The organism is Cellulosimicrobium sp. NPDC030954, from assembly GCF_055571305.1.
Genome location: NZ_JBVIFN010000002.1, coordinates 105,368 through 128,075 on the forward strand (window position 1 = coordinate 105,368; position 22,708 = coordinate 128,075).

Genomic DNA, 22,708 nt, shown 5'->3' on the forward strand with positions numbered 1-22,708 from the left:
GGCGAAGAAGGAGCCGCAGGTGTCGCATCCCGGACATCGTGACCCGCCCGACGGCGCCCGGTCAACCCTCCCGGGCCCGCAGGTGTGGCGGACGTCGCCCGCGCACGTACCCCGGGCCCGATCCCGCGCCAGTAGGCTGGACGCCATGGCATCCCACTACGACGTCGTCGTCCTCGGTGCAGGTCCCGGTGGTTACGTGGCCGCGATCCGTGCAGCCCAGCTGGGCCTGTCGGTCGCGGTCGTGGAGGAGAAGTACTGGGGTGGGGTGTGCCTCAACGTGGGCTGCATCCCGTCCAAGGCGCTCCTGCGCAACGCCGAGCTCGCGCACATCTTCCAGCACGACGCGAAGACCTTCGGCATCTCCGGTCAGGTCAGCTTCGACTTCGGCGCGGCGTTCGACCGCTCGCGCACCGTCGCGGAGGGGCGCGTCAAGGGCGTGCACTTCCTCATGAAGAAGAACAAGATCACCGAGTACGACGGCCGCGGTACCTTCCGCGACGCGCACACGCTCGACGTAAAGCTCGCCGACGGCTCCACCGACCAGGTGACGTTCGACAACGTCATCATCGCGACCGGCTCGAAGGTGCGGCTGCTCCCGGGCGTCGAGCTGTCCGAGAACGTCGTCACGTACGAGAAGCAGATCCTCACGCGCGACCTGCCCCGCTCCATCGCCATCGTCGGCGCCGGCGCGATCGGCATGGAGTTCGCCTACGTCCTCAAGAACTACGGCGTGGACGTCACGATCATCGAGTTCCTCGACCGCGCGCTGCCCAACGAGGACGCCGACGTGTCGAAGGAGATCGCCAAGCAGTACAAGAAGCTCGGCGTCAACCTGCTCACGTCGACCGCCGTCCAGACCGTCAAGGACAACGGCGCCGACGGCGTCACCGTCAGCTACAAGGGCGTCAAGGACGACAAGCCGGGCGAGCTCGTCGTCGACAAGGTCTTCATGGCCGTCGGCTTCGCGCCCAACGTCGAGGGCTTCGGCCTCGAGAACACCGGCGTCCAGCTCACCGAGCGCGGCGCCATCGCGATCGACGACGTCATGCGCACCAACGTCGAGCACGTCTACGCCATCGGCGACGTCACCGCGAAGCTCATGCTCGCGCACGTCGCGGAGGCCCAGGGCGTCGTCGCGGCCGAGACCATCGGCGGCGCCGAGACCCTCACGCTCGGCGACTACCGCATGATGCCGCGCGCGACGTTCTGCCAGCCGCAGGTCGCGAGCTTCGGCCTCACCGAGCAGCAGGCCCGCGACGAGGGCTACCAGGTCAAGGTCGCGACCTTCCCGTTCATGGCGAACGGCAAGGCGCACGGCCTCGGCGACCCGGTCGGCTTCGTCAAGCTCATCTCCGACGAGACCTACGGCGAGCTCCTCGGCGGTCACCTCATCGGCCCCGACGTCTCCGAGATGCTGCCCGAGCTCACGCTCGCGCAGAAGTGGGACCTCACGGTCAACGAGGTCGCGCGCAACGTGCACACCCACCCGACGCTGTCCGAGGCTGTCCAGGAGTCGATCCACGGCCTCGCGGGGCACATGATCAACTTCTAGAAATCGGGACGAATCGGTCACCGATCGATCGCCTGGTCAGAGGCCCGGATCTGCGAGTTTCCGCAGGTCCGGGCCTCTTTTCTGTCGTGGTGAGGCCTGGACACCTAGAGACAGAGGGACCCCTTTCGTGCCACGAGATGTGGCACGGGGGTGGCGCGAACCAGGAGGATCGAGATGGCCACGAAGGGTGCGGCGCGACAGCGTCGCGAGGCATGGGGCATGCTCCGTCAGCTGCCGTCGAAGCGGTGGCAGGCGCGGTACAGGGGCCCCGACGGGAACGTGTACTCCGCGCGCACGGAGGCCGGGCAGCCGCTGACCTTCCTCACGAAGACCGACGCGCGGGGGTTCCTCAACCAGACGCACGCGGCGATCGCGCGCGGCGAGTGGGAGTCGCCCGAGGACGGGGTCCGACGGCGGGAGGCCGAGGCCGCGGCCGCCGCGCTTCGAGACGTCACGTTCTGTGAGTATGCGCTGGCCTGGCTGGAGCGGGTCCAGCACGAGCCGGGCAAGGGCGGGCGGCCCCGGCGGCCCGGCACCCTGATCACCTACCGCGGGCGGGTGCACAACTACCTGCTGGAACCGCTCGGCGACGTGCGGGTGCGCGACATCGACACCGCCGTCGTCCGGGAGCTGACGGCGCAGATCGTCGCACGGCCATCGGTGCTCAAGCCGGGCGCGACGCACAACGGTGTCGCCGGCGACGTCGTCGACATGCTCAAGATGATCCTGCGCGCCGCCATGCGCGACGGACTCCTCGAGACGATGCCCGACGTGCCCACGCCGTCGCGCCGCTCCGTGCGGCACGACGACGCGCACGCGCCCGAGGACGACGTCGCCACGCCCCAGCAGGTCGACGCGCTCTACGCGGCCGTGCAGCCGCGCTGGCGCATCGCCGTCCTGCTCGCCGCGTGGTGTCAGCTGCGCCGCGGCGAGGTGCTCGGACTGCAGCGGCGCGACGTCGTCTGGAACCCCGGGCGGACTGCCGCCACGCTGTACGTGCGACGGCAGAAGAGCGGCACGACCGGTGCGCTGGCCGACCCCAAGTCCGAGAAGGGCGTCCGGTCGATGGCGGTGCCGCCGCTGATGGTGGAGCGGTTGCGCGAGCACCTGGACGCGTACGTCGGGGAGAAGCCGACCGCGCCCGTCGTCCCGCTCACGGACGGGGGTGGCCGGCACCTGTCGTCGACGACGTGGAACAACGCCTGGGCCGAGGCGCGGACCGGGGTGGAGGAGCTGCCCGCGGGGTACAGGTTCCACGACCTGCGGCACACCGGGCTGACGCGGTTCGCGCAGGAGGGCGCGACGCTCGCCGAGCTCATGCGGCGCGGCGGACACTCGGACGTCAACGTCGTGCTCCGCTACCAGAAGGCCACCATGGCGCGGGACATCGACCTCGCCGCGCGGATGAGCGCCACCGTGCTGTCGGAGCTCGAGTCCGGCCGTGGGGACGCGTGAACACCTGTGTCGTGAGGGCGGCACGAGGGTGCCGCCGGGAAGGAGCAGGGTCATGGGAACCGTCACGGTCCAGGAACGACCAGGAGGGCGCGGGCGGCTCGTCGATCTCGCGGCGGCCGCCGACGAGCTCAGCGTCTCGGTGAAGACCGTCCGCCGGCGCATCGCCGACGGCACGGTCACCGGGTATCGCGTGGGCCGGCTCATCCGCGTCGACCTCGACGAGCTGCGCGAGCGGTTGGCCGTCGCCATCCCGACCGTGCCCAGAAGGTTCGGGGCTTGACCCGAGCCGGTGGCAGACGAAGCCCACGGTGCTGCGGAGTCCGCAGGCCGTGGGCTCCGCCGCGGAGCGCCGGAGCCGGCCACCTCCACGGTGGTGGGGAGTCACCACCACCGTTGACTTCCCCACGAAGATCCCGTGCCGTCGACGGTCCGGTGGTGAGGAGTCCTCACCACCGTGGGCTTCCCCGCGACGCGCCGGCACTCCGGTCGTGATGACTCATCACCACCGGAGGGACCGCCGCAAGCGGCTCCGCGCGACCGGTGGCACGACCACCCTCCCGATGAGAGGTGCATGCCGTCCGACGTCGGGCGGTCCGACGTCCGCACCGACACCCACGCGTAGAGCTCGCGGCTGCGGGAGGAGTCCATGCCGTCGATGGTGGCCCGGGTGCGTTACCGGAAACGTACGGGGTGGGTACCCCGTACGCACCCCGTACGCACCCTCCGTGCTGGTGTCATCGCAGGTCAGGGTGCGTACGGGGGAAAAGCCTGAGGGGCTCTCCGAACGGGGCCTGACGCTGTTCTCGACGGGCCCTGATCGCAGTGGCCTGATCAGACCGCTCGTTCCTCACCGTATACAGGTCTACCCTTGCTGTAGACAGTAAGGAGGTGGTCCGGGTGTCGGTCCTGACGCTCAAGTCGGCACGCGCGGCGGGGCTGCGCAAGGACGAGGTCTACCGCATGGCCCGGTCCGGGGAGCTGGAGCGGATCGGGCGCGGGGTCTACATCCGGCCCGGTGAGCTCGATCCCGCCGTGGCGTCCTTGGCGGGTGCGACGGCGGTCAAGCAGGCCGCGACGATGTGTCTGACGAGCGCGCTGGTCTACCACGGGCTGAGCGACGAGATCCCGCTCGCGACCGACATCGCGCTGCCGCGCGGCACCAGGTTTCCTGCGGGCTTCGAGCACGTGGTGTGGCATGCCTTCGGGCAGGCGACGTTCGACGTGGGCCGAACCGTCATGTCCGAGCACCCGGAACTGCGGGTGTACTCGGCCGAGCGGACCATCGTGGACGCGTACCGGATCGCGCATCTCGAAGGAATCGACCAGGCCAACGAGGCGCTGCGTCGCTGGGTACGACGCTCGGGGAGCTCACCTGCTGAGCTGCTCCGCACCGCAGGGCACTTCCCGCGAACCGTCACCGTGATCCGCGATGCGCTCCAGGTGCTGCTGTGAGTCCGAACCCGACACGCGACACCCCGGTGGGCCGGGCGTACAACGACCTGCGCAACCTCGCCAAGGCTCAGGGCCGCGATCCGGCGGAGTATCTGGCGCTGTATGCGCTCGAGGGCTTTCTGACACGCCTTGCCGCTTCCGACCTCCGCGATGACTTTGTGCTCAAGGGTGGCGTGCTGCTCGCGGCCTTCGCCGCGCGTCGCCCTACCCGGGACATCGATCTGGCCGCGTCGGGATTCCCGAACGACGTCGACGACGTCGAGCGCCGGGTCCGGACGATCCTGGCGGTCGACGTCGTCGACGGTCTGGAGTTCGACCTCGGCGCGGTACGCAGCGAGACCATCCGCGACGAGGCGGACTACACCGGCGTCCGCGTCCACCTGCTCGCAGTGGTGTCGAAGGCGCGCGTCCCGATCCACGTCGACGTCAACTTCGGTGATCCGATCTGGCCGGCACCGCAGGCGACGACATTGCCTCTGCTCCTCGGTGGTGAGGTCGAGCTGAACGGCTACCCGGCGCACATGGTCCTCGCGGAGAAGATCGTCACCGCGATCGATCGAGGGGCGGCCAACACGCGATGGCGGGACTTCGTCGACATTACCTCGATCACTCGCACCCAGACCATCGACGGAGCTGAGCTTGCCGCCTCGATCCGTGTCGTGGCGAATCACCGGAACGTGGGAATCCGGGGCCTCGACGAGTCGCTCGCCGGCATGGGCGAGGTCGCACAGCCCCGGTGGAGCGCCTGGCGACGGAAGCAGCGTCTGGCAAGCAGCACGCCGGAGCGCTTTCACGACTTGCTCGACGAGGTCATGACGTTCGCCGCACCTGTCTTGGACGGCTCGGCCGGTGGTCTCACATGGCAGTCGTCCGCGCGCGTATGGGCGCGCGAACCGTCCATGGGCGGCACGCTCAGCAACGACCCACGTGGATAGAAACCTGGCAGTGTCCGGTCGAGCGCGCGGGGGTTGTATCCACGCGTCGGTCTTCAGCCGTTGCCTCTCGAGCCGAACCTGAGATTCCCGCAGGTCGGCCTCGGAGCCTCATCCCCAGAAGATCGGGTCCTCGTGGCTGCCGATGTGGTCGAGCAGGCCCTGCACGTTCTTCGTCGGTCGCTTGCGCTTGTACTCGTGGAACTTCAGGTTCCGGTCGCGCCAGTAGATGCTCCACTGGCCAGTCGTGGTGGTGTAGCGCAGCCGGGCGACGGGGAAGCGTGTCCAGTCGCCCTGGCCGTCCCACGGTGGGCGGGTCTCGATGATCGTCACATGCCGGTCGGCGATCTCGGCCTCGACGCGCACCTGGTCCCACAGATGTTCGGGAACCTGCGCCCGGCACCATCGTCCGATGCGCAGCAGGTCGGCCTCGGGCATCGTCATGGTGGTCATTCTGGACGACGACGCCCGCGGGCACGCGCAAGAACCGCCCGCCTCACGACATGATGTCGACGACGGACCATGTCGGGAGGAGCGATCGTGCCATCCGCCAGTGACGGGCCGCCGACACCGGAACGTCGGCGTCTCGCGCGCATGCCGCTCTGGGCGACGGTTACGGCGCTGGCCATCGTCGCGCTCACCATCGTCGCCGCCATCGTCGCCGCCGTCGTCGCCGCCGTCGTGCGGCCGGAGGCGCCCGGACTGCAGCAGGCGTGCCCGGCGATCGGCTACTCAAGCCTCCTCACGGTGACGCTCGAGGGAGACACGTCCGAGGTGGCCGTCCTCCAGGTGCGCGACGACGACCAGTGGCAGCCGCCATACCCGCCGGACGCGGAGGTGCCTGCGATCCCGACGACGCACGACGGAGACACGTGGACCTTCACGCTGTTCTCCTCGCCGCGCTCGGTGATGCTCCGTGCGCTGGACGACGACGGGGACGTGCTTGAGCGGACGGAGGTCGACGTCGGGTGGGAGCGCGTGGGCGGGACGGCCGAGTGCGGCGGCCCGATGGAGGCGCACGTCGACTGGACGATGTGACCGTGGGCCGCGCCAGCGGTGCAGCTGACGCACCGCCGAACCGGTCAGGCCGTCTCCGTGTGGGTCCCGACGTTGATGACCCGGCCGTCGCGCCCGCGGTAGAAGAACCGCGTCACGCCCCACGGTTCGCGGGTCAGGGGATGCACGATCTCGACGCCCGTCGCACGGGCGCGCTCGAGCGCCGCGTCCACGTCGTCGACGACGACCGAGACGTCGGGGTTCACCGTCGCCGAGGCGTCGCGTGACATCAGGCTCAGCTGGTGGCCGCCGCCGTCGGCCAGGGTGACGATCCACCCGTGGTCCATGACGACCTCGAGCCCCAGCACCTCCTGGTGCTCGCGCACCGCCTGCCGCACGTCCGGGACCGTCAGGATCGGCACCACTCGCTCCACGCGCACGGGTCCAGGGAAGCACGGATACCCAGTCGTCGGCGCCTCGGGAGGCCCCGTGCGACCGCGCGCCCGGTGGTGCGGGGAGAATGGCTCCGTGGACACGAGCGAGTTCGTCGTCGAGACGCCCGATGGCGACGTCGGGTTCGCCGGTGCCGGACCGGCCGCAGAATTCCTGCTCGGCGCCGGCTTCGCGAACGCTGAACGGGAGCCGCGCTGGCACTTGCGCTGGTGCCTGGACCGCATGGCGGTCGGCGAGTCGATGGACGTCGGCCACGCCCGCGTCGTCCGCGAGACGGCGCCCTGACGCCGTCCCGGTACGGCTACGAGAGCGTGCGGGTCACGTGCTCGAGCCGGCGGCTCACGCTGGCCGGCTCCTCCACCGTGAAGCCGTCGGTGCACCCGTAGGCTCTTCGCGATGCCACTGATCACCCTCGCCGACGCCGTCCTGCCGCTCATCCGGACCACCAGCCGTGAGCTGTGGCGATACTCGAACGCCATGCGCCACGGGGCACAGATGCGCGACGGCGTCGCGATCCTCGAGCTCGCCGTGAACGACCCGGCGACTTTGCCTGCCAGCTTGGAGATTCTCGCCCCGACACCGGAGGAGACCTACCGGGTCGTCCACAAGGCGCTGGCCAGCGGGATCCGCATCATCGCCCGCGCCGACGACTCCTCGGGCGTCATCGGTGACGCGATCCGTGGCCTCATCGCCATCCACCCCGTCGCTGCCGCCGCAGCGCACATACCGCCGCTCAAGCTCGCGGAGTGGATGTGGAAGTTCCACTTCGACGAGGACGTCGACTACTTCGAGCTCGACCCCGTCGCCTACGCCCCGGCCCTCGGGGAGGCGGGCCTGACCCGGTTGCGCGAGCACGTCGAGGATCTTCGTCACCAGGTGGCCGCCCAAGCAGGCGACCACGGGTACAGCCACGAGGCGTTCCTGCTCCGGTGGTTCGATCAGCGTCTGGCGGTGCTCGACGGCGACGTCGACGCGATCATCCGCACGCACCTCCGCGAGGCGAAGGTCGCGGCGTGGTTCACCGATACGGCGAGGGCGCTCGCCGAGATCGAGCGGTACGACCTGGCGATCGAGTGGGCGCGCAAGGCCATGGAGTTCGACCGTGGCCACCAGGCGCGACGGGGCGCCGACTACTGGTGGGGTCTGGTCGGCGAGCACGCCCCGGACGACCTCTCGGACGCCGCGTGGACGCTGTTCCGCCGGTGGCCGGGATCCGACACCGCCGCCCGGGTCGACAAGGCCGTCGGCGCGGCGGCGCGCGAGGAGATCGTCGCGGCGTTGGAGACCGCACCGTCGGCGCTGGTCTACTACCTCGTCGACACCGTCGGCGACGTCGAAGGCGCGTGGGACGCCGCGCACCGGCTCGGGCTGGACGACCGGCACGCATGGGACCGTCTCGCCGCCGCGTACGAGACGATCGACCCGGCCGCCGCGATCGAGGTCCACCTGCGGTCCGTCGCCGCGAACCTGGTCGAGGCGAACACCCGCGCCTATCGGCCCGCGGCCCGCGAGCTCGCCCGGCTGCGCCGCATCGCGGTCAAGGCCGGGCCAGGAGCCGTCAGCCTCGTCGACGCGGCGATCGCCGACCTTCGCGAGAGATACCGTCGGCGTCCCAGCCTGCTCGACGCCTTCGACAGGGCCCACCTGCCGTAGCGGCGAGCTCAGCCGAGCAGGTCGGCCGGGGTGAGGGTCGTGATCCCCTCGAAGCTGCCTCCGGAGCGGGACACGGCGATCAGCGGGGTGTCCCGGTCGGCCCCGGGGACAACGCTGCGCTGGTTGACCAGCCCGGTGGCGTCATGGATGTCGAAGGGTGCGCTCTCGCGCCACTTGATCGAGCCGACGAAGGTGACGGTCTTCGCAGGACGCCGGTCGGCGCCGACGAGGTCGACCTCGACATCGCCCTTGCGGTTCCACCAGCCGCCGACGACGGCGGACGCGGGCACGACGTCGTCGTCGAGCGCGCGCTCCCACAGGAGTCGCCTGATGACGGGCTCGACGGCGCGCCCGCGCCACGTCGACCACCCGCGCTCGATGCGCCGCGTCACGATGTCCCCACGGCCTGCATCGATGAGGTCCGCGGCGTCGTGCAGGAACGCGAGCCAGAAGCGCATGTACGGGTCGTCGATCCGGTACTGCTTGTGGTGGGCAGGCTTGGTCGAGAGGGGCTCGTCGACGGCGACGACGCGACGCTCGACCAGCTGGTCGAGCGAACGCGCGAGCGAAGCGCGTTGGTCGACCTGGGCGGCCTGGCCGATCGCCGTGAACGTGCGGGCGTCCGTGCCGATCGCACGCAGTACGTCCTTCGCCTGGGTCTCGGAGGGGAACTCGGAGGAAAGGACCCGTTCGCCCGAGACGACGAGCGTGCTGATCGAGGTGGACAGGCCGTCGGCGAGGTAGTCGGCGACCGACTGCCCACGTCTCCACGCCGTGACGAGCGGGGGCAGGCCGCCTGTCACCAGGTAGGCGTCGATCGCTGGCGCTGCGTCCAGGCCCGTCATGGTCGCCACGTCCTGCGGGGTGAGCGGGTGGATCTCCCTGTCGACGCTGCGGCCGTAGAACGGGCGCCCGTGGCTGGTGAGCCGTTCCATCTCTGACTGATTCGACCCGACGAGGACGAGGAGCACGGGCAGCGCCGAGAGCCGGGTGTCCCACACACCCTGGAGCGCGCCCTCGAATCCTGGGTCGCCGGTCAGGTAGGAGACCTCGTCCAGCACGATGATCGACACGCGGTCCGTCGGCAGCGCGAGTGCCAGGACGGTCAGGGCGTCCTGCCAGGAACCGGAGACGGCGTATCCGGCGGCGTCTGCACCGGGCAGGCCGGAGGCGGCGACGGTCTCGAGAAGTCGGCGCTGTTCGAGCTCGGGGCGCGAGCCGTCCGCCAGGAAGTACAGCGACGGCAATCCTGCGCGCGCGACGAACTCGGTGACGAGGCGGGACTTGCCGACCCTGCGACGACCACGCAGGGCGATCGCCCTTCCCGGCCTGTCGGAGGTCGGATTGCGCACCTGCTCCAGGACGTAGTCGAGGTCGGCGAGCTCGCGCTTCCGACCGACGAAGCCGGTCACCATGGTTTCCTCCGATGTAGGTCGCATCAAATGTTACCTACATCTGATGTTACGTACACGACGTGACGGCGCCCGTCCGGGCCGGGAGGGTGCGACCGTTACGCGAGCGTGCGTGTCACGTGCTCGAGCCAGCGACTCACGGTGGCCAGCTCGTCGGGGGTGAAGCCGTCGGTGAGGCGGTCGTTGAGCTCGGCGAGCGCGGTGCGGACGTCGGCGAGGGCCGCGGTGCCGGTGGGCGTGAGGTCCAGGCGGACGGTGCGTCGGTCGTCGGGGTCGGTACGACGTCGCACGAGGTCGGCGCGCTCCATGCGGGCAAGCAGGCCGCTGGTGCCGGCGGGGGAGGCCTGCAGGGCGGTCGTGACCTCGCCGATCGTCGCGCCGGGGTGGTCGGCGAGGTGCAGCAGGACGCCGGCGGCGGGGGCGCCGAATCCCTGGCCGCCGTTCCCGGTGCCGTGCGCGCTGCCGCGTCGCGCGATCCAGCGCCGCATCTGACGCTCCGCGGCGGTGGTGAGGAACACCAGCCGCGGCGGGCGGCGCGTCATCGTCGCGGCTTCCTGGCAGGGAAGCGGACGTTGCCGTCCTCCTGTGCCGGGGCGGCCCCGGCGCGGGCGTCGAGCCAGGCGAGGAGCTCGGGCCAGAGCGTGTCGCGCAGGCCGCGGCGGAAGAAGCCCAGGTGCCCGATCTGATCGACGCCGCCGTCGGCAGGGCTCCACGTGCGCCGCTCGACGCGGGCGGCCGTCAGGCGGTCGGCGATCGCGTCGATCTGCGCGGGCGTGGCCCACGGGTCGTCGGTGAACCCGACGGCGAGGACGTCGCCGGTAACGCGCGCGGCGTCCGCGGTGGCGGTCATGGTCGGGTCGTCGAAGAAGTAGTGCGGCAGGGTCGACCAGCGGCTCCACTCGAGCATCGCGGCGGCGGGCATGTCCTCCCCGAGGCCCGTGCGGCGGCCGGGGACGTAGCCGAGCATCCGGGCCGTCGCGGGGCCGAGCACCCGCAGGATCAGTCGGACGCGCGCCCGCTCGGCGCGGTCGGGGATCGTGGTCGTCGCGGCGACGTGGGACGCGACCGTGACGAACCCGGCCAGGCCTCGGGAGCCCCGTCCGAGCGCGAGCGCGTGCCCGCCGATGCTGTGCCCGACGGCGAGCTGCGGCACGTCGCCGAACCGCGGGCGGGCCCACGCGGCGACCGCGGGGACGTCGTCGGCCATCCAGTCCCGCATGCGCAGGCCGCGATGCTCGCGCGGGCTGCCGGACCGGCCCGTGCCGCGGTAGTCGTACGTGACGGCCACGTACCCGCTGGCGGCGAGGAACTCCGCGAACCCCGTGTACAGGCGCTCGGGCACCGCCGTCGCGGGGTGGATCACCACGACGCCGCGCGGCGACTCGTCGGCCGGCTTGCGCACCGTGCCGACGACCCAGCCGCCCGCCGGGATCTGGATCCGCAGATCCTCGGACTCGACCGTCGTCGTGTCGTCACTTCGCATGCGAAATACCTTAGCGGCCCGCGCGACGGGGCCCGTGGTCGAGCGGCCCTGAGGACGGGTCGTGTGTGGCACTCTGCGGTCGTGAATCAGCCGAGCCGGCCGCGACGAGGCTTCTGGTACCAGGTGTGGCGACCTTTCCGAGCCCTCGGGCGAGGGTTTGCCCGAGTCCTGGAATTCTTCGACCTCATCAGCGTCGTCGTGAACGCCGGACGAGCCATCGTCTGGCTCGTCCGTGGCGTGGGAAGCATCGCGGCGCGCGTCTTCGACTGGTGACGGCCTGCCCGCGGACCGAACTTCGCCCGCTTGCATTGATGACGACGGCGAAGAGCCCAGCGACGATGTCGCCATGAACGCTGTGCTCTACTCGGTCGCCGACACGACCCCGCGCTATGACCATGGACCGCGTACCTTCGGCGACGCCATGAAGGGACTTCGGTTTCGACGAGCCATGGCTACGTTCCTGGTTGGTCGACGCGATCGACGGGCTTGACGACGGCGCGGGGTGGGGTAGCCACCAGTTCTGGACGCCCCCGTACCGCGGCTACATCGCAGTGGGAGAGCCGCGCGACGAGAGCGGGACGAAGTGGAGTGTCGGCGTGTACGTGCGGCGCCGGAGCCTCCAGTACCCCGACGGCGGCAAGTGGCCGACGGTCTACTACCCGACGGCCTTCATGGCGTGATCCGAATGGCGACCTGTGGCCCTCGGCCACGACCTGTTGCGGACGCGCAACGCGGGCGTTCACACGTCTGGCACCCGAGGCTGACAGAGTCCGCTGAAGGCCCGCGAGGTGGCGCGGTTGCGGCATCATTCCGTCCATGACGAGCGCCGGTGGCGAACTGCCCAACGATCGCGTGACGACCGAGCTTCGCCGCTTGGCATCCACGCTGCGCAGCGACTTGGCCACCAGCGCTGAGGTGTCTCGGCCCACCGTCGACGGTGACGTCGTCGAGGGCTTCTCCGTGCGACCTGCGACTGACGGCGCGCTGGAAGTCTGGCTGATGCACGACGCGGACGGCATCATCGTCGGGCTTGAGGGATGCCCGGGGTGGCAGCTGCCGCGGACGCTGTCGAGCGTGGACGTGGTCCGAGCGATCGTCGATGCGGTGGTGGCAGGAAAGGCCGAGGTCGGAACTGGGCGGAAGGTGCGCTCGTACCGGGTCGCGCTGCCTGATGGGACGGTCATGGCGGACAGCGCGAAGGGCGTGCTTGCTTCGCTTCTCGAGTTGCCGTGGAAGCCCCGCATACATTGGGCCAGCGCGAAGGCGTACACCAACTGACGTCGGCGACCGACCGCTCCCGATCGGCGCTGTGATTCCGGCGCTGATCGTTTGTGGAGTCCGCCGCACACCTCCCAGGTGTGACGGTCTCGCTACGAGTGATCTCGGCAGGGCAGGGGTACGCGTACCTGCTGCGGTCAGTCGTGACCGGCGACGGGAACGCGGCGCAGGCGTCGGCGTTCACGAGGTACTTCACAGAGGCGGGCACGCCGCCCGGGGTGTGGATGGGCCGCGGGGTCGAGCACCTCGGTGAGGGCGCACTGGAACCGGGGATGACGGTGACGCCGTCGCAGCTGCAGGCGCTGCTGGGCCACGGCGCGGACCCGGTGACAGGCGAGCCGCTGGGCCGGCCGTTCCGCGAGTATCCGACGGCGAAGGAGCGAGCGGCGGGTCGGATCCACGGCGTGGATCGGTCGCTGCCGGCTGCGGCGTTCGATGCCGAGGTGGCGCGGATCCGGGCGCAGGAGGCGGCGCGCGGGAGCCAGACGGCGACGGCGGGGTTCGACCTGACGTTCTCGGTGCCGAAGTCGGTGTCGGTGCTGTGGGGTTTGGCGGATGCGACGACCCAGGAGCTGATCGTCGCTGCGCACCACGACGCCGTCGGGCAGGTGCTGGACTTCCTCGAGCGGGAGGTTGCCGCCACGCGCACGGGGCATGGGGGAGTGGCGCAGGTCCCGGTGGTCGGGGTGGCGGCGACGGCGTACGACCATTGGGACTCGCGGGCGAACGATCCGCAGCTACACACCCACCTGGTGATCTCGAACAAGGTCAAGGCCGCCCACGACGGCCAGTGGCGCACCCTGGACTCGCGCGCCCTGCACCACGCCGTCGTCGCGCTGTCCGAGCACTACAACGCTGTCCTGGCCGACCGCCTCACCAACACGTTCGGCATCGGCTGGGAGCGACGCGAGCGCGGCGCGGACAGGTCGCCACAGTGGGAGATCGGCGGCGTCCCGGACGAGCTGCTGGCGGAGTTCTCCTCCCGCAGCCGGGACATCGAGGTCGTCAAGGACCGTCTCATCGAGGAGTTCGTCGTGTCGCACGGGCGCCGGCCGTCCGCGAGGCAGGTCGTCAAGCTACGCGCGCAGGCCACGCTCGAGACGCGCCCCGAGAAGACCATCCACTCCCTAGCGGAGCTGACCGCGGACTGGCGGCGTCGAGCCCAGCCCGTGCTCGGCAGCGAGGCGGCGGCCTGGGCGCGGCGCGTGGCGCTCGGCGGGTCCGTACGGGTGCTCAGCGCGGGCGCCGTTCCACCGGACCTGGTCGACGGCGTCGCCGCCCAGGTTGTCGACGCCGTCTCGCAGAAGCGCGCCACCTGGACGCACTGGAACCTGTGGGCGGAGGCGTCGCGACAGACGATGGGATGGCGGATGGCGACCGCCGCCGACCGTGAGCAGGTCGTGGCGCTCGTGGTGGACGCCGCGACGCGACGCTCGGTACAGCTCACGCCCGGAGAGCTGGCCAGCACTCCCGCGGCGATGCGCCGAGCCGACGGGTCGAGCACCCTGCGCCCGCAGCACAGCGAGAAGTTCACCAGCCACGAGCTGTTGGCCATGGAGGACCGGCTCCTGCTCCTCGCGGACGACGCTGGAGGGCCGGTTGTCGACCGAACGACGGCGTCGCGCGTCGTTGCTGGACGCACGCCCGACGGCGTGACACTCGACCCCGAGCAGGCTCGCGCCGTCGCGCAGCTCCTCACGTCCGGTCGGCGGCTGGATGTGCTCGTCGGCCCGGCCGGCACGGGCAAGACGACGGCGATGTGCGCCCTGGGGGCGGGGTGGATCGCGGCGCACGGTCACGGGAGTGTGGTCGGGATGGCGCCGTCGGCCGCAGCGGCCCAGGTCTTGTCCGACGATCTCGGCATCCGCTGCGACAACACGGCCAAGTGGATCCACGACCGCCGCTCCGGGCGCGCGGACTTCGCGCCGGGGCAGCTGGTGATCGTCGACGAGGCCACGCTCGCCTCCACCCGGGCCTTGGACACGATCACGGCCCGTGCCGCGCGGGTTGGCGCCAAGGTCGTCCTCGTCGGCGACCCGGCCCAGCTGCAGTCCGTGGGCGCCGGCGGCGCGTTCGCCATGCTGGTTTCGGCGCGCGGCGAGGGCGTGCCGCGGCTGACCGAGGTGCACCGGTTCTCGCATGACTGGGAGAAGATCGCCTCGCTGCGCCTGCGGGGCGGCGACCCGACGGTCATCGACCAGTACGAGTCACGCGGGCGTCTCCGTGAGGGCGGCACCGACGAGATGGTTGACGCCGCCTACACCGCCTGGCGCCGCGACGCCGAGGCCGGCAGGGCGAGCATCCTTGTGACCGAGTCGGCCGAGGCCGTCCGACAGCTCAACGACCGTGCCCGCGCCGAACGCATTCGCTCCGGCCTGACCTCGGCTGGTCGCGACGTCGTCCTGCACGACGACGCGCGCGCGTCTGCGGGCGACGTGATCGTCACGCGTCGCAACGACCGCCGGCTTCGCACCGGTCCAACGGGCTGGGTGCGCAACGGCGACCGCTGGACGGTGACCCACGTGCGCCTCGACGGCGTGCTGGAGGTCCGCCCCGAGGGCCGACTGCGGGGGAGCGTCGTGCTGCCTGCGGGCTACGTCGCCGAGCACGTCGACCTCGGCTACTCCGTCACCGCCCACCGCGCCCAAGGGCTGACGGTCGACACCGCGCACGTCGTCGTCTCGCCGTCGAGCACCCGCGAGAACCTCTACGTCTCGATGACGCGAGGTCGCCAGGCGAACACCGCCTACGTGGCGCTCGACCGGCCCGACCCGCTGCATACGACCCCGCCCGACCCGGACGTCACCGCGCGCACTGTCCTCTTCGGAGTCCTGCACCACACCGGCGCCGAGATCTCGGCGCACCAGGCGACCGAGGCCGAGCAGAACCGGTGGGCCGGCATCGCCCAGCTCGCCGCCGAGTACGAGGCCATCGCCACCGACGCGCAACGTGATCGCTGGAGTCGACTCGTGCACGGCGCTCTCTGCAGCGCCGGCGGCCTCGGGCGCGACGACGCCGATCGAGCGGTCCAGTCGGAGGCCTTCGGGGTCCTCGCGGCGGGACTGCGGCGTGCGGAGGCGTATGGGTACGACGTCGACGCGCTGATGCCGCGCCTCGTCGCTCGGCGCAGCCTTCTTGATGCCGACGACGTTGCCGCGGTCCTGACCGCGCGCCTGGCCCGCGTGACAGCTCGACCTCTGCGTGGGGTGCAGCCCGACCTTGTCGGTGGGCGCATCGCCGCCGCCCGCGGACCGTTGCCGGACGAGGCGGTCCGCGCCCTGGACGAGCGTCGCGCGCTCATCGAGACTCACCTGCGGGAGAGCCGGCGACAAGGTGTCCGGAGGCGCCGTCCTGCCAGGAGCGGCCCACACCGGCCGCGACCGGCGGATGACGACGGCCTTAGCCGGTGAACGAGGGTGAAGAAACGCGCTGGTGCCGCGAGCCCGGGCCGGCCGTGGTGCGGTACGTGAGTGGCGGGTCAGCCCCCGCACCTACGATCCGAGAGGTCGAAAGTCGGCGCAAGTTCTGTATCAGTGTGCGCCGACCCTGGCGATCCTCAAGGTCGCCTTGGCGGACGTCGACATGGACGCGACCGGGGCGAGCGACGCCCAGGCGCAAGGAACCCACGTGCCTGCGACCGGCCGGGCTGCGCCATCGCAGGCACGCCGGACGCGGCCTGAACGTGGGCGTGACACGGCAGAAAACGCCCAGCGGAGGCTCGCTCGCGCGAGGCACGACTCGCTGCCGACGGAACGCCGGTGATTGGAGTCGTTACTTGGGCTCCGCGTGTCTAGGACGCAAAGAGTCGCTCCCGCTCCGCCTCGACGACCTCTCGCGCAAGTTCGGCCTCGGTGATGTCGAACGCCTCTTCGGCGCTGTGGGCGGTCGCGCTGACGCGGGCGAAGTCGTCGAAGAGGGTCTTCTTGCTGGCGAGAATCTCGGTAACCCGCTGGTCGACGCCTTCCTCGGAGAGCAGGCGGTGGACCTGGACGGTGTCGAGTTGGCCCATGCGGTGGGCGCGAGCGATGGCCTGCCATTCGGTCGTCGGCTTGAGTTGGGGTTCGCAGATGACGATGACGGACGCCGCCTGGATGTTGAGTCCGACGCCGCCCGCGACGATCTGGGAGACGAGCACCGCACCGTAGCTTGCCTTCGAAAAGTCGTCGACCATGCGCTGGCGTGCGACGGCGGCGACGGAGCCGGTCAGTGGTCCGAAGACGCGACCGGGAAGGGCGCGGGCAACTTGGTCGAGCACTTCTCGGAAGTGGGAGAAGACGATGACGCGTCGTCCGTTCGCCTCGGCCTCGTCGACGATGGAGCGGAGCCGTTCGACCTTCATGGACTGCTGGCCGTGGATCATGGCGGCTTGCCGCATGGCCATAAAGTTGCCCGCCTGGACGGCGGCGCGGTAGGCGGCGGAGTCGGCCGAGGACATCGGCATGACTTCGTCTACCTCGACGAGTTCGGGGAGTTCCTGGAGCACGTCCTCTTGGTTCCGTCGCAAGTATGCCGGTGCGACCTGCTTGCGGAAGGTCCGCGGGGACAGGCCGTTGGTCGAGACGACGAGCGAGGGCTGGACGTACTTCACGAGAGCGGCGAACTCGTCGAGTCGGTTCTCGAGAGGTGTGCCGGTCAGCAGCACGGCACGGTCGCTGCGATTTAGGAGTGCTGCCGTATTCCGGGATCGCTGGGCGTTGGGGTTCTTGATGTAGTGCGCTTCGTCGACGATGACGGCGCCGACGTGGCCTACGGCGGGATGGTGCTGCTGGAACCAGTTGAGGGTTTCGAAGGTGGTGACGGCGACGCCGCCGAACCGGATCCAGGAGCGCGCCGACTGCTCGCGGCTCTTGCCGTGGATCCGGTGGGCGCGCAGCTTCGACTTCGAGTGGATCTCGCGGATCCAGTTGGTGACGACGGCTGCGGGACACACGACGACGAAGTGGTTGTACCCGTGTGCGCCGCGCAGGTGCGCGAGCACGGCGATCGCCTCGACCGTCTTTCCCAAGCCCATCTCGTCGCCGATGATCACCTTGCGCTGGACGAGCGCGAAGCGCGCACCGAAGCTCTGATATCCGCGCAGGGTGCCGACTGTGAGGTGCTCGGCGTTGAGCGCGAGCGCGCGGACGGCCTCGACGATCTCTTCGGGCAGGTCGCCGTGGGCCTTGCCTTCGTCCTCGGTCAGGAACCCGAGCTCTTGGAGCATGCCGTAGTAGTCGGCGGGTCGGGCGAGGAAGTCGTCCCAAGGGTCCTCGGGGACGGCGCCGCCGCCGGGCCTCCCGGCCGCGAGTGCCGTCCCGCGGGCGACTACAGCATTGACGCCGACGAGGAGCTCGGCAGTGTCGAGCGCGGTCCCAGAAGCGACGATCAGATGTGTCGTGCCGCCGTCGACGGCAGCGACGAGGTCGCGGAGCTCGCCGGCGCGTTCCAGATCCGAGGTGGCGTTGCGGAGCGTCCGCGCGGCGTCCCACGCGCCGAGGGCTTTGAGGAATGCCGTCGCCTCACGGGTTCGCTTCTTGATGTCGATGCGGACGGGCATCTCATCGAACGTGGTCTGTTCGATGGTGACTGCGGCGCCTCGGATGCGTCGCGCGGACGCCTCGCCGATCCCGGGCAGAGTCTCCAGCCTCCGCGCGGCCAGTTTGACCTCCTTGACCGTGGTGAGGCCCGAGTCTATGAGCGGCTTGGTGACGAGCCGCTCTGCGGTAGCCTCGCGCAGCCGGTCGACGTGCATGGTGGCGAGCATGGCGTCGGTTTCTGCACGGCGGAGCGTGTCGCCGGCCTGCGCCGCCGCCTTGCGGTAGGTCTCCTCGCCCTTGAGCGCATTGTCGATGGCAGCGATGGCATCGCGAAGCGGTCCGATCGGCGTCGCGCGGATGAGGTCCAGGCGTCCGAGGGTCTTCAGGTGGGGTCGTAGCCCGACGACATCGGACAGGGAATCGGCAGTGCCGAGGGCAGCGACGCCGTTCTCGGTGGGGCGAAGACTGTAGATGAGTCCATCGAGGCCCCGGTTCGTCGCCCAGGCCTCAAACTGGGTGAGGTACTCCGCCGCAAGAGAGCCCGCATTCTTGCCCTCCCGGGACGTGAAGAACCGCCGCATGCCGAGGAGGGAGCGAGCATCGGTGATCGCCTTCGGGACCTGGTCGGCGAGCGGTGCGAGGTCGCGCTCGTCGAGGCCCCGGATCCGTGGAAGTTGTGTTGCCGCGGCGAGATCGCGGATCGCGTGGGCGGCGCCCCGCCCGAGCGGGACGACATTCCACGTGACGCGGCCGTTGCGCTTGACGGAGATCGTCCGCGTCAGCGTGCGCAGCGCGACACCACCGGCTTTCTCGACCTCCGCGCGCTCGGCCTGCATCTGGGTGGTCGCGATGTGCCAGCCGTAGGTGCGCTCGATCGTCGCGGTGAGCCTCTGACGGTCGTCCTTGCTCATCCTGCCCTCGTGGTGGTGGGTGATTGCTGGGAACATTAGCCAGGACAACAGACACCTGCGTGCCACATTCGCCGGTTTCACCCGGTGTCTGCAACCGGAGTGTCCGACGGTGCGGCTACCGTGCGGGACGTGCGTAGAAGGAGGTCACGCGGGTGCTGCTCGAGGAACTGAAGCCGGGGCTGCGCATCGATGGGCTGATCCCCGGCGAGGTCATCACGGTGATCTTTGCCCAGCAGCACGGCGTGGCCGCTGTCGAGCTCACCTTCAAGAAGACCGATGGCGGTCTTGGGCAGCAGGTCGTGTTCCGCAAGGACGAGGCCAAGTTGTCGATCGCTCGCACCGGCTCGCGTGCGTTTGACGCGAACGCGACGGACTTCAAGATGGTTGCCGAGGCGCAGCGCATCCGCCTTGCGGGCCTGTTTGACCCGATGCTCGCCGTCGCCACCAGTGACGTCCAGCCGCTCCCGCACCAGATCCGGGCCGTCTACGGTGAGTTGCTCCCACGCACCCCGCTGCGGTTCCTTCTCGCGGACGATCCGGGTGCGGGCAAGACGATTATGGCTGGCCTGTACATCAAGGAGCTGATCCTGCGCGACGACGTCAAGCAGGCCTTGATTGTCGCCCCGGGAGGTTTGGTCGAGCAGTGGCAGGACGAGCTCTACTTCAAGTTCGGTCTCCGGTTCGACATCCTGACGAACGCGCTCATCGACGCGGACATCAACATCAACCCGTTCGAGAAGCACCCGCTCCTGATCGTGCGGATGGACCAGCTCTCTCGTAACGAGGCGCTCCAGGCGCAGCTCAAGGAGACGGAGTGGGATTTGATCGTCGTCGACGAGGCGCACCGCATGGGCGCGCACTACTTCGGCGGCAAGCTGGAGAAGACGAAGCGGTTCCAGCTCGGTGAGGTACTGGGCACGATCACCCGGCACCTGCTGTTGATGACGGCGACGCCGCACTCGGGCAAGGAGGAGGACTTCCAGCTCTTCTTGACCCTGCTGGACAAGGACCGGTTCGAAGGCAAGGTCAAGAAGACCGCTGACACTACCGGGATCATGCGTCGCATGGTCAAGGAAGACCTGCTTACGTTCGACGGCCGCCGTCTGTTCCCGGAGCGCATCGCCGAGACCGTCCCGTACGAACTCACGCATGCCGAGAAGCAGCTCTACGACCTCGTCACCGACTATGTCCGCGAGGGCATGAACCGCGCAGAGAAGCTCCTGGACGGCAAACGTCGCAACACCGTCGGCTTCGCCCTCACTGTGCTGCAGCGCCGCCTCGCCTCCAGCCCCGAGGCGATCTACAAGTCCCTGGTTCGCCGCTCCGAGCGCCTGACGCGACGTCGCGACGACATCTTGGCCGGCAAGTACACGGAGCGCGACGCCGCCTACGACGTCTCTGGTATCGATGAGGACGAGTACAACGCCGACGAGATCGAGACGATCGAGGAAGAGTTCCTCGATGCTGCGACCGCGGCTCAAACGATCGAGGAGTTCAACAAGGAGCTCATCGAACTCGCCGAACTGACCATGGCCGCGAAGCAGGTGCGGGACTCCGGCATGGACAAGAAGTGGTCCGAGCTTTCGCAGATCCTCCAGGGGCACGCGATGCAGTCGGACGCTAAGGGCTGGCCGCGTAAGCTCATCATCTTCACTGAGCATCGCGACACCCTCGACTACCTCACGGCGCGGATCCGCACGCTGATTGGGAAGCACGACGCAGTGAAGGCGATCCATGGTGGCGTGCGCCGTCAGGAGCGGCGTCAGATCACCGAAGAGTTCACCAAGAACTCCACCGTGCAGATTCTCATCGCGACCGATGCCGCCGGTGAGGGCCTCAACCTGCAGGCCGCTCACTTGATGGTGAACTACGACTTGCCGTGGAACCCGAACCGCATCGAGCAGCGCTTCGGCCGGATCCACCGCATCGGCCAGACCGAGGTTTGCCGGCTGTGGAACTTGGTCGCCGCGAATACGCGCGAGGGCGAGGTGTTCCTACGCCTTCTGGAGAAGATCGACCAGATGCGCCTAGCGTACGGTGGCAAGGTCTTCGACGTGCTCGGCGAGGCGTTTGCCGAAACTCCACTGCGCAACCTCCTCAAAGAGGCGATCCAATATGGCGAGCGACCCGAGGTCCGCGCCAAGATGCACGAGGTCATCAATGAAAACGTCGGTGACGGCCTGATTGACTTGCTCGAGGAGAGGGCCCTCGCGTCGGACCACCTGGGTGACGCCGACCTGGAGACCCTACGTGCCGCGATGGACGAGGCCCGTGCGAGGCGCCTCCAACCGCACTACATCGAGATGGCGTTCAAGGCAGCGTTTCGGCGCCTTGGCGGCCGCATTGCGCGCCGCGAGCAGGGTCGCTACGAGATCGGCAACGTCCCACAGCACATCCGAGCGTCCAAGTACGGGCCGATCGCGACGCGATACGACCGCGTCACGTTCGACCTCGCCCGCGTAGAGCCCGACAACTTGAGCCGCGCAGACCTACTCGCCCCTGGGCACCCGCTGCACGACGCAGTCATGGATGAGGCGATCCGTCAGTTCGGAGGAGTACTCAACAGCGGCACCCTTCTTGTCTCCGCGTCCCTGGAAGAGCCACACCTGCTCGTCGGTGTCGTCGAGGAGGTCGCGGACGCGACCGGGGCGTCGGTCTCCAAGCGGTTCGGATACGCGTTCGTCGACTTCTTTGGCACCGTGACGCCGGCCGGCCCCGCTCCGTATCTCGACTGCGTCGCCGCGCCTGAGACGGAAGCCACGGCAGCGGCACGCCGCCTGTCGTGGCTGGGCGAGGCGGAGGACAAGGCGACATCGTGGATCATCGCTAACCAACTCCCTGAGTACTTGGCCGACGTGCAACCACGTCGCGGTGCCGAACTCGCCAAGACCCGCGACCTGGTCAAGTCCCGGCTTGAGAACGAGAGCACGCGGCTCCTGCTCGACGCCGCCGTCGCCGCTCAGATGGAGCGCGATGGCAAGAAGCCCAAGGAGTCCGCAGAGTCGCTCAACCGCAAGGCCACCGAGCTCGACATCCGTCTCAAGGGTCGACTGGCGCTCATCGACCAACAGGCGCTGATGTCGACGAAGCCGCCGCAGATCCTCACCTCGGCCCTCGTGCTCCCACTGGCCATGGTGGACGGCAGCGTCCCGACGACTGCGCCGATGAGGGCGAAGTCAACCAAGGAGGTCGAGCGTCGCGGCGTCGACTTGGTCATGGCCCGCGAACGCGAGCTCGGCCGCAAGCCGGTCGAGCAGGCGTTTAACAACCCCGGCTTCGACATCCTGTCGACGGCGCCCAACGGCGACACGTACCGCATCGAGGTCAAGGCACGGATCGCGGGCTCGGACGACTTCTACGTCACACATAACGAGATCCTGACCGGCAAGAACGCCGCCCCGCGCTATCGCCTTGCGCTCGTGCAGGTCGAACCCGCGGGCCCGCAGTACGACGACGTCCGCTACCTCGACGACCCGTTCTCGACGGTGGACCTCGGCGACTTCGACGCCGTCGGCGTCCGTGCCGAGTGGACGAAGAACTGGACCAAGGGCAAGGCGCCGTTCTGACGGCGACGTCGACAGCGCTCCGGTCGGCAACCAAGGCCTCTCACCACGC

At 69.6% G+C, this 22,708-nt stretch carries 18 protein-coding genes; 12 read left to right on the plus strand and 6 right to left on the minus strand.

Going from position 1 to position 22,708, the window contains the following annotated elements; all coding sequences use genetic code 11:
* The first annotated feature begins 145 nt into the window (after positions 1-145).
* From lpdA to ACZ402_RS05505, 5 genes are all read left to right on the plus strand, one after another.
* Complete coding sequence (lpdA, locus tag ACZ402_RS05485) at positions 146-1,552, plus strand: dihydrolipoyl dehydrogenase (protein ID WP_375824603.1); 1,407 nt, start codon at positions 146-148, stop codon at positions 1,550-1,552.
* A gap of 219 nt (positions 1,553-1,771) precedes the next feature.
* The gene (locus ACZ402_RS05490) at positions 1,772-3,007 is read left to right on the plus strand and encodes a tyrosine-type recombinase/integrase (protein ID WP_375824602.1); all 1,236 of its coding nucleotides are present in this window, start codon (positions 1,772-1,774) and stop codon (positions 3,005-3,007) included.
* A 52-nt stretch (positions 3,008-3,059) separates the two neighbouring features.
* Entirely contained in the window at positions 3,060-3,287 is a 228-nt protein-coding gene (locus tag ACZ402_RS05495; RefSeq protein WP_375824601.1) for a helix-turn-helix domain-containing protein, read from the plus strand.
* 617 nt (positions 3,288-3,904) lie between these two features.
* Positions 3,905-4,459, plus strand: a complete 555-nt coding sequence (locus tag ACZ402_RS05500; RefSeq protein WP_375824599.1) for a type IV toxin-antitoxin system AbiEi family antitoxin domain-containing protein — start codon at positions 3,905-3,907, stop codon at positions 4,457-4,459.
* Positions 4,456-5,394, plus strand: coding sequence for a nucleotidyl transferase AbiEii/AbiGii toxin family protein (locus ACZ402_RS05505; protein WP_375824598.1), 939 nt, complete (start codon positions 4,456-4,458; stop codon positions 5,392-5,394). Before ACZ402_RS05500 ends, ACZ402_RS05505 begins: the two co-directional genes overlap by 4 nt.
* A gap of 108 nt (positions 5,395-5,502) precedes the next feature.
* Here the strand turns inward: ACZ402_RS05505 and ACZ402_RS05510 are convergent, their stop codons facing one another.
* A complete protein-coding gene (locus ACZ402_RS05510) occupies positions 5,503-5,835 on the minus strand; it encodes a DUF3024 domain-containing protein (RefSeq protein WP_375824597.1) in 333 nt (110 codons plus the stop codon).
* Positions 5,836-5,931: 96 nt separating this feature from the next.
* On the opposite strand from ACZ402_RS05510, the gene ACZ402_RS05515 reads away from it, so the two are divergent.
* Positions 5,932-6,429, plus strand: coding sequence for a hypothetical protein (locus tag ACZ402_RS05515; protein ID WP_375824596.1), 498 nt, complete (start codon positions 5,932-5,934; stop codon positions 6,427-6,429).
* Between the two features lie 44 nt (positions 6,430-6,473).
* Here ACZ402_RS05515 and ACZ402_RS05520 read toward each other — a convergent pair whose 3' ends face one another.
* The gene (locus tag ACZ402_RS05520; RefSeq protein ID WP_375824595.1) at positions 6,474-6,809 is read right to left on the minus strand and encodes a VOC family protein; all 336 of its coding nucleotides are present in this window, start codon (positions 6,807-6,809) and stop codon (positions 6,474-6,476) included.
* A 106-nt stretch (positions 6,810-6,915) separates the two neighbouring features.
* On the opposite strand from ACZ402_RS05520, the gene ACZ402_RS05525 reads away from it, so the two are divergent.
* Together ACZ402_RS05525 and ACZ402_RS05530 are read left to right on the plus strand one after the other, a co-directional pair.
* Entirely contained in the window at positions 6,916-7,125 is a 210-nt protein-coding gene (locus ACZ402_RS05525) for a hypothetical protein (protein WP_375824594.1), read from the plus strand.
* A 111-nt stretch (positions 7,126-7,236) separates the two neighbouring features.
* Complete coding sequence (locus ACZ402_RS05530) at positions 7,237-8,493, plus strand: hypothetical protein (protein WP_375824593.1); 1,257 nt, start codon at positions 7,237-7,239, stop codon at positions 8,491-8,493.
* Positions 8,494-8,501: 8 nt separating this feature from the next.
* On the opposite strand, the gene ACZ402_RS05535 is transcribed toward ACZ402_RS05530, so the two are convergent.
* The 3 genes from ACZ402_RS05535 to ACZ402_RS05545 form a co-directional block, all read right to left on the minus strand.
* The gene (locus ACZ402_RS05535) at positions 8,502-9,905 is read right to left on the minus strand and encodes an ATP-binding protein (protein WP_375824592.1); all 1,404 of its coding nucleotides are present in this window, start codon (positions 9,903-9,905) and stop codon (positions 8,502-8,504) included.
* A gap of 98 nt (positions 9,906-10,003) precedes the next feature.
* A complete protein-coding gene (locus tag ACZ402_RS05540) occupies positions 10,004-10,447 on the minus strand; it encodes a MarR family winged helix-turn-helix transcriptional regulator (RefSeq protein WP_375824591.1) in 444 nt (147 codons plus the stop codon).
* Positions 10,444-11,388 carry an alpha/beta hydrolase family protein gene (locus tag ACZ402_RS05545; protein WP_375824590.1) on the minus strand — a complete coding sequence of 315 codons (945 nt, stop codon included), beginning with the start codon at positions 11,386-11,388 and terminating at the stop codon, positions 10,444-10,446. Before ACZ402_RS05545 ends, ACZ402_RS05540 begins: the two co-directional genes overlap by 4 nt.
* Positions 11,389-11,852: 464 nt before the next feature.
* Here ACZ402_RS05545 and ACZ402_RS05550 point away from each other — a divergent pair, with 464 nt between their 5' ends.
* The 3 genes from ACZ402_RS05550 to mobF all read left to right on the plus strand — a co-directional run bounded on the left by ACZ402_RS05550 (position 11,853) and on the right by mobF (position 16,076).
* Complete coding sequence (locus ACZ402_RS05550; protein WP_375824589.1) at positions 11,853-12,068, plus strand: hypothetical protein; 216 nt, start codon at positions 11,853-11,855, stop codon at positions 12,066-12,068.
* Positions 12,069-12,204: 136 nt separating this feature from the next.
* Positions 12,205-12,666: a hypothetical protein gene (locus tag ACZ402_RS05555; RefSeq protein WP_375824588.1), complete on the plus strand. Its 462-nt coding sequence runs from the start codon at positions 12,205-12,207 to the stop codon at positions 12,664-12,666.
* Between the two features lie 98 nt (positions 12,667-12,764).
* Positions 12,765-16,076, plus strand: a complete 3,312-nt coding sequence (gene mobF, locus ACZ402_RS05560) for a MobF family relaxase (protein WP_375824587.1) — start codon at positions 12,765-12,767, stop codon at positions 16,074-16,076.
* A 380-nt stretch (positions 16,077-16,456) separates the two neighbouring features.
* Here mobF and ACZ402_RS05565 read toward each other — a convergent pair whose 3' ends face one another.
* Complete coding sequence (locus ACZ402_RS05565; protein ID WP_375824586.1) at positions 16,457-19,093, minus strand: DEAD/DEAH box helicase; 2,637 nt, start codon at positions 19,091-19,093, stop codon at positions 16,457-16,459.
* A 152-nt stretch (positions 19,094-19,245) separates the two neighbouring features.
* Here ACZ402_RS05565 and ACZ402_RS05570 point away from each other — a divergent pair, with 152 nt between their 5' ends.
* Complete coding sequence (locus ACZ402_RS05570) at positions 19,246-22,659, plus strand: helicase-related protein (protein WP_375824585.1); 3,414 nt, start codon at positions 19,246-19,248, stop codon at positions 22,657-22,659.
* Positions 22,660-22,708 lie beyond the last annotated feature (49 nt).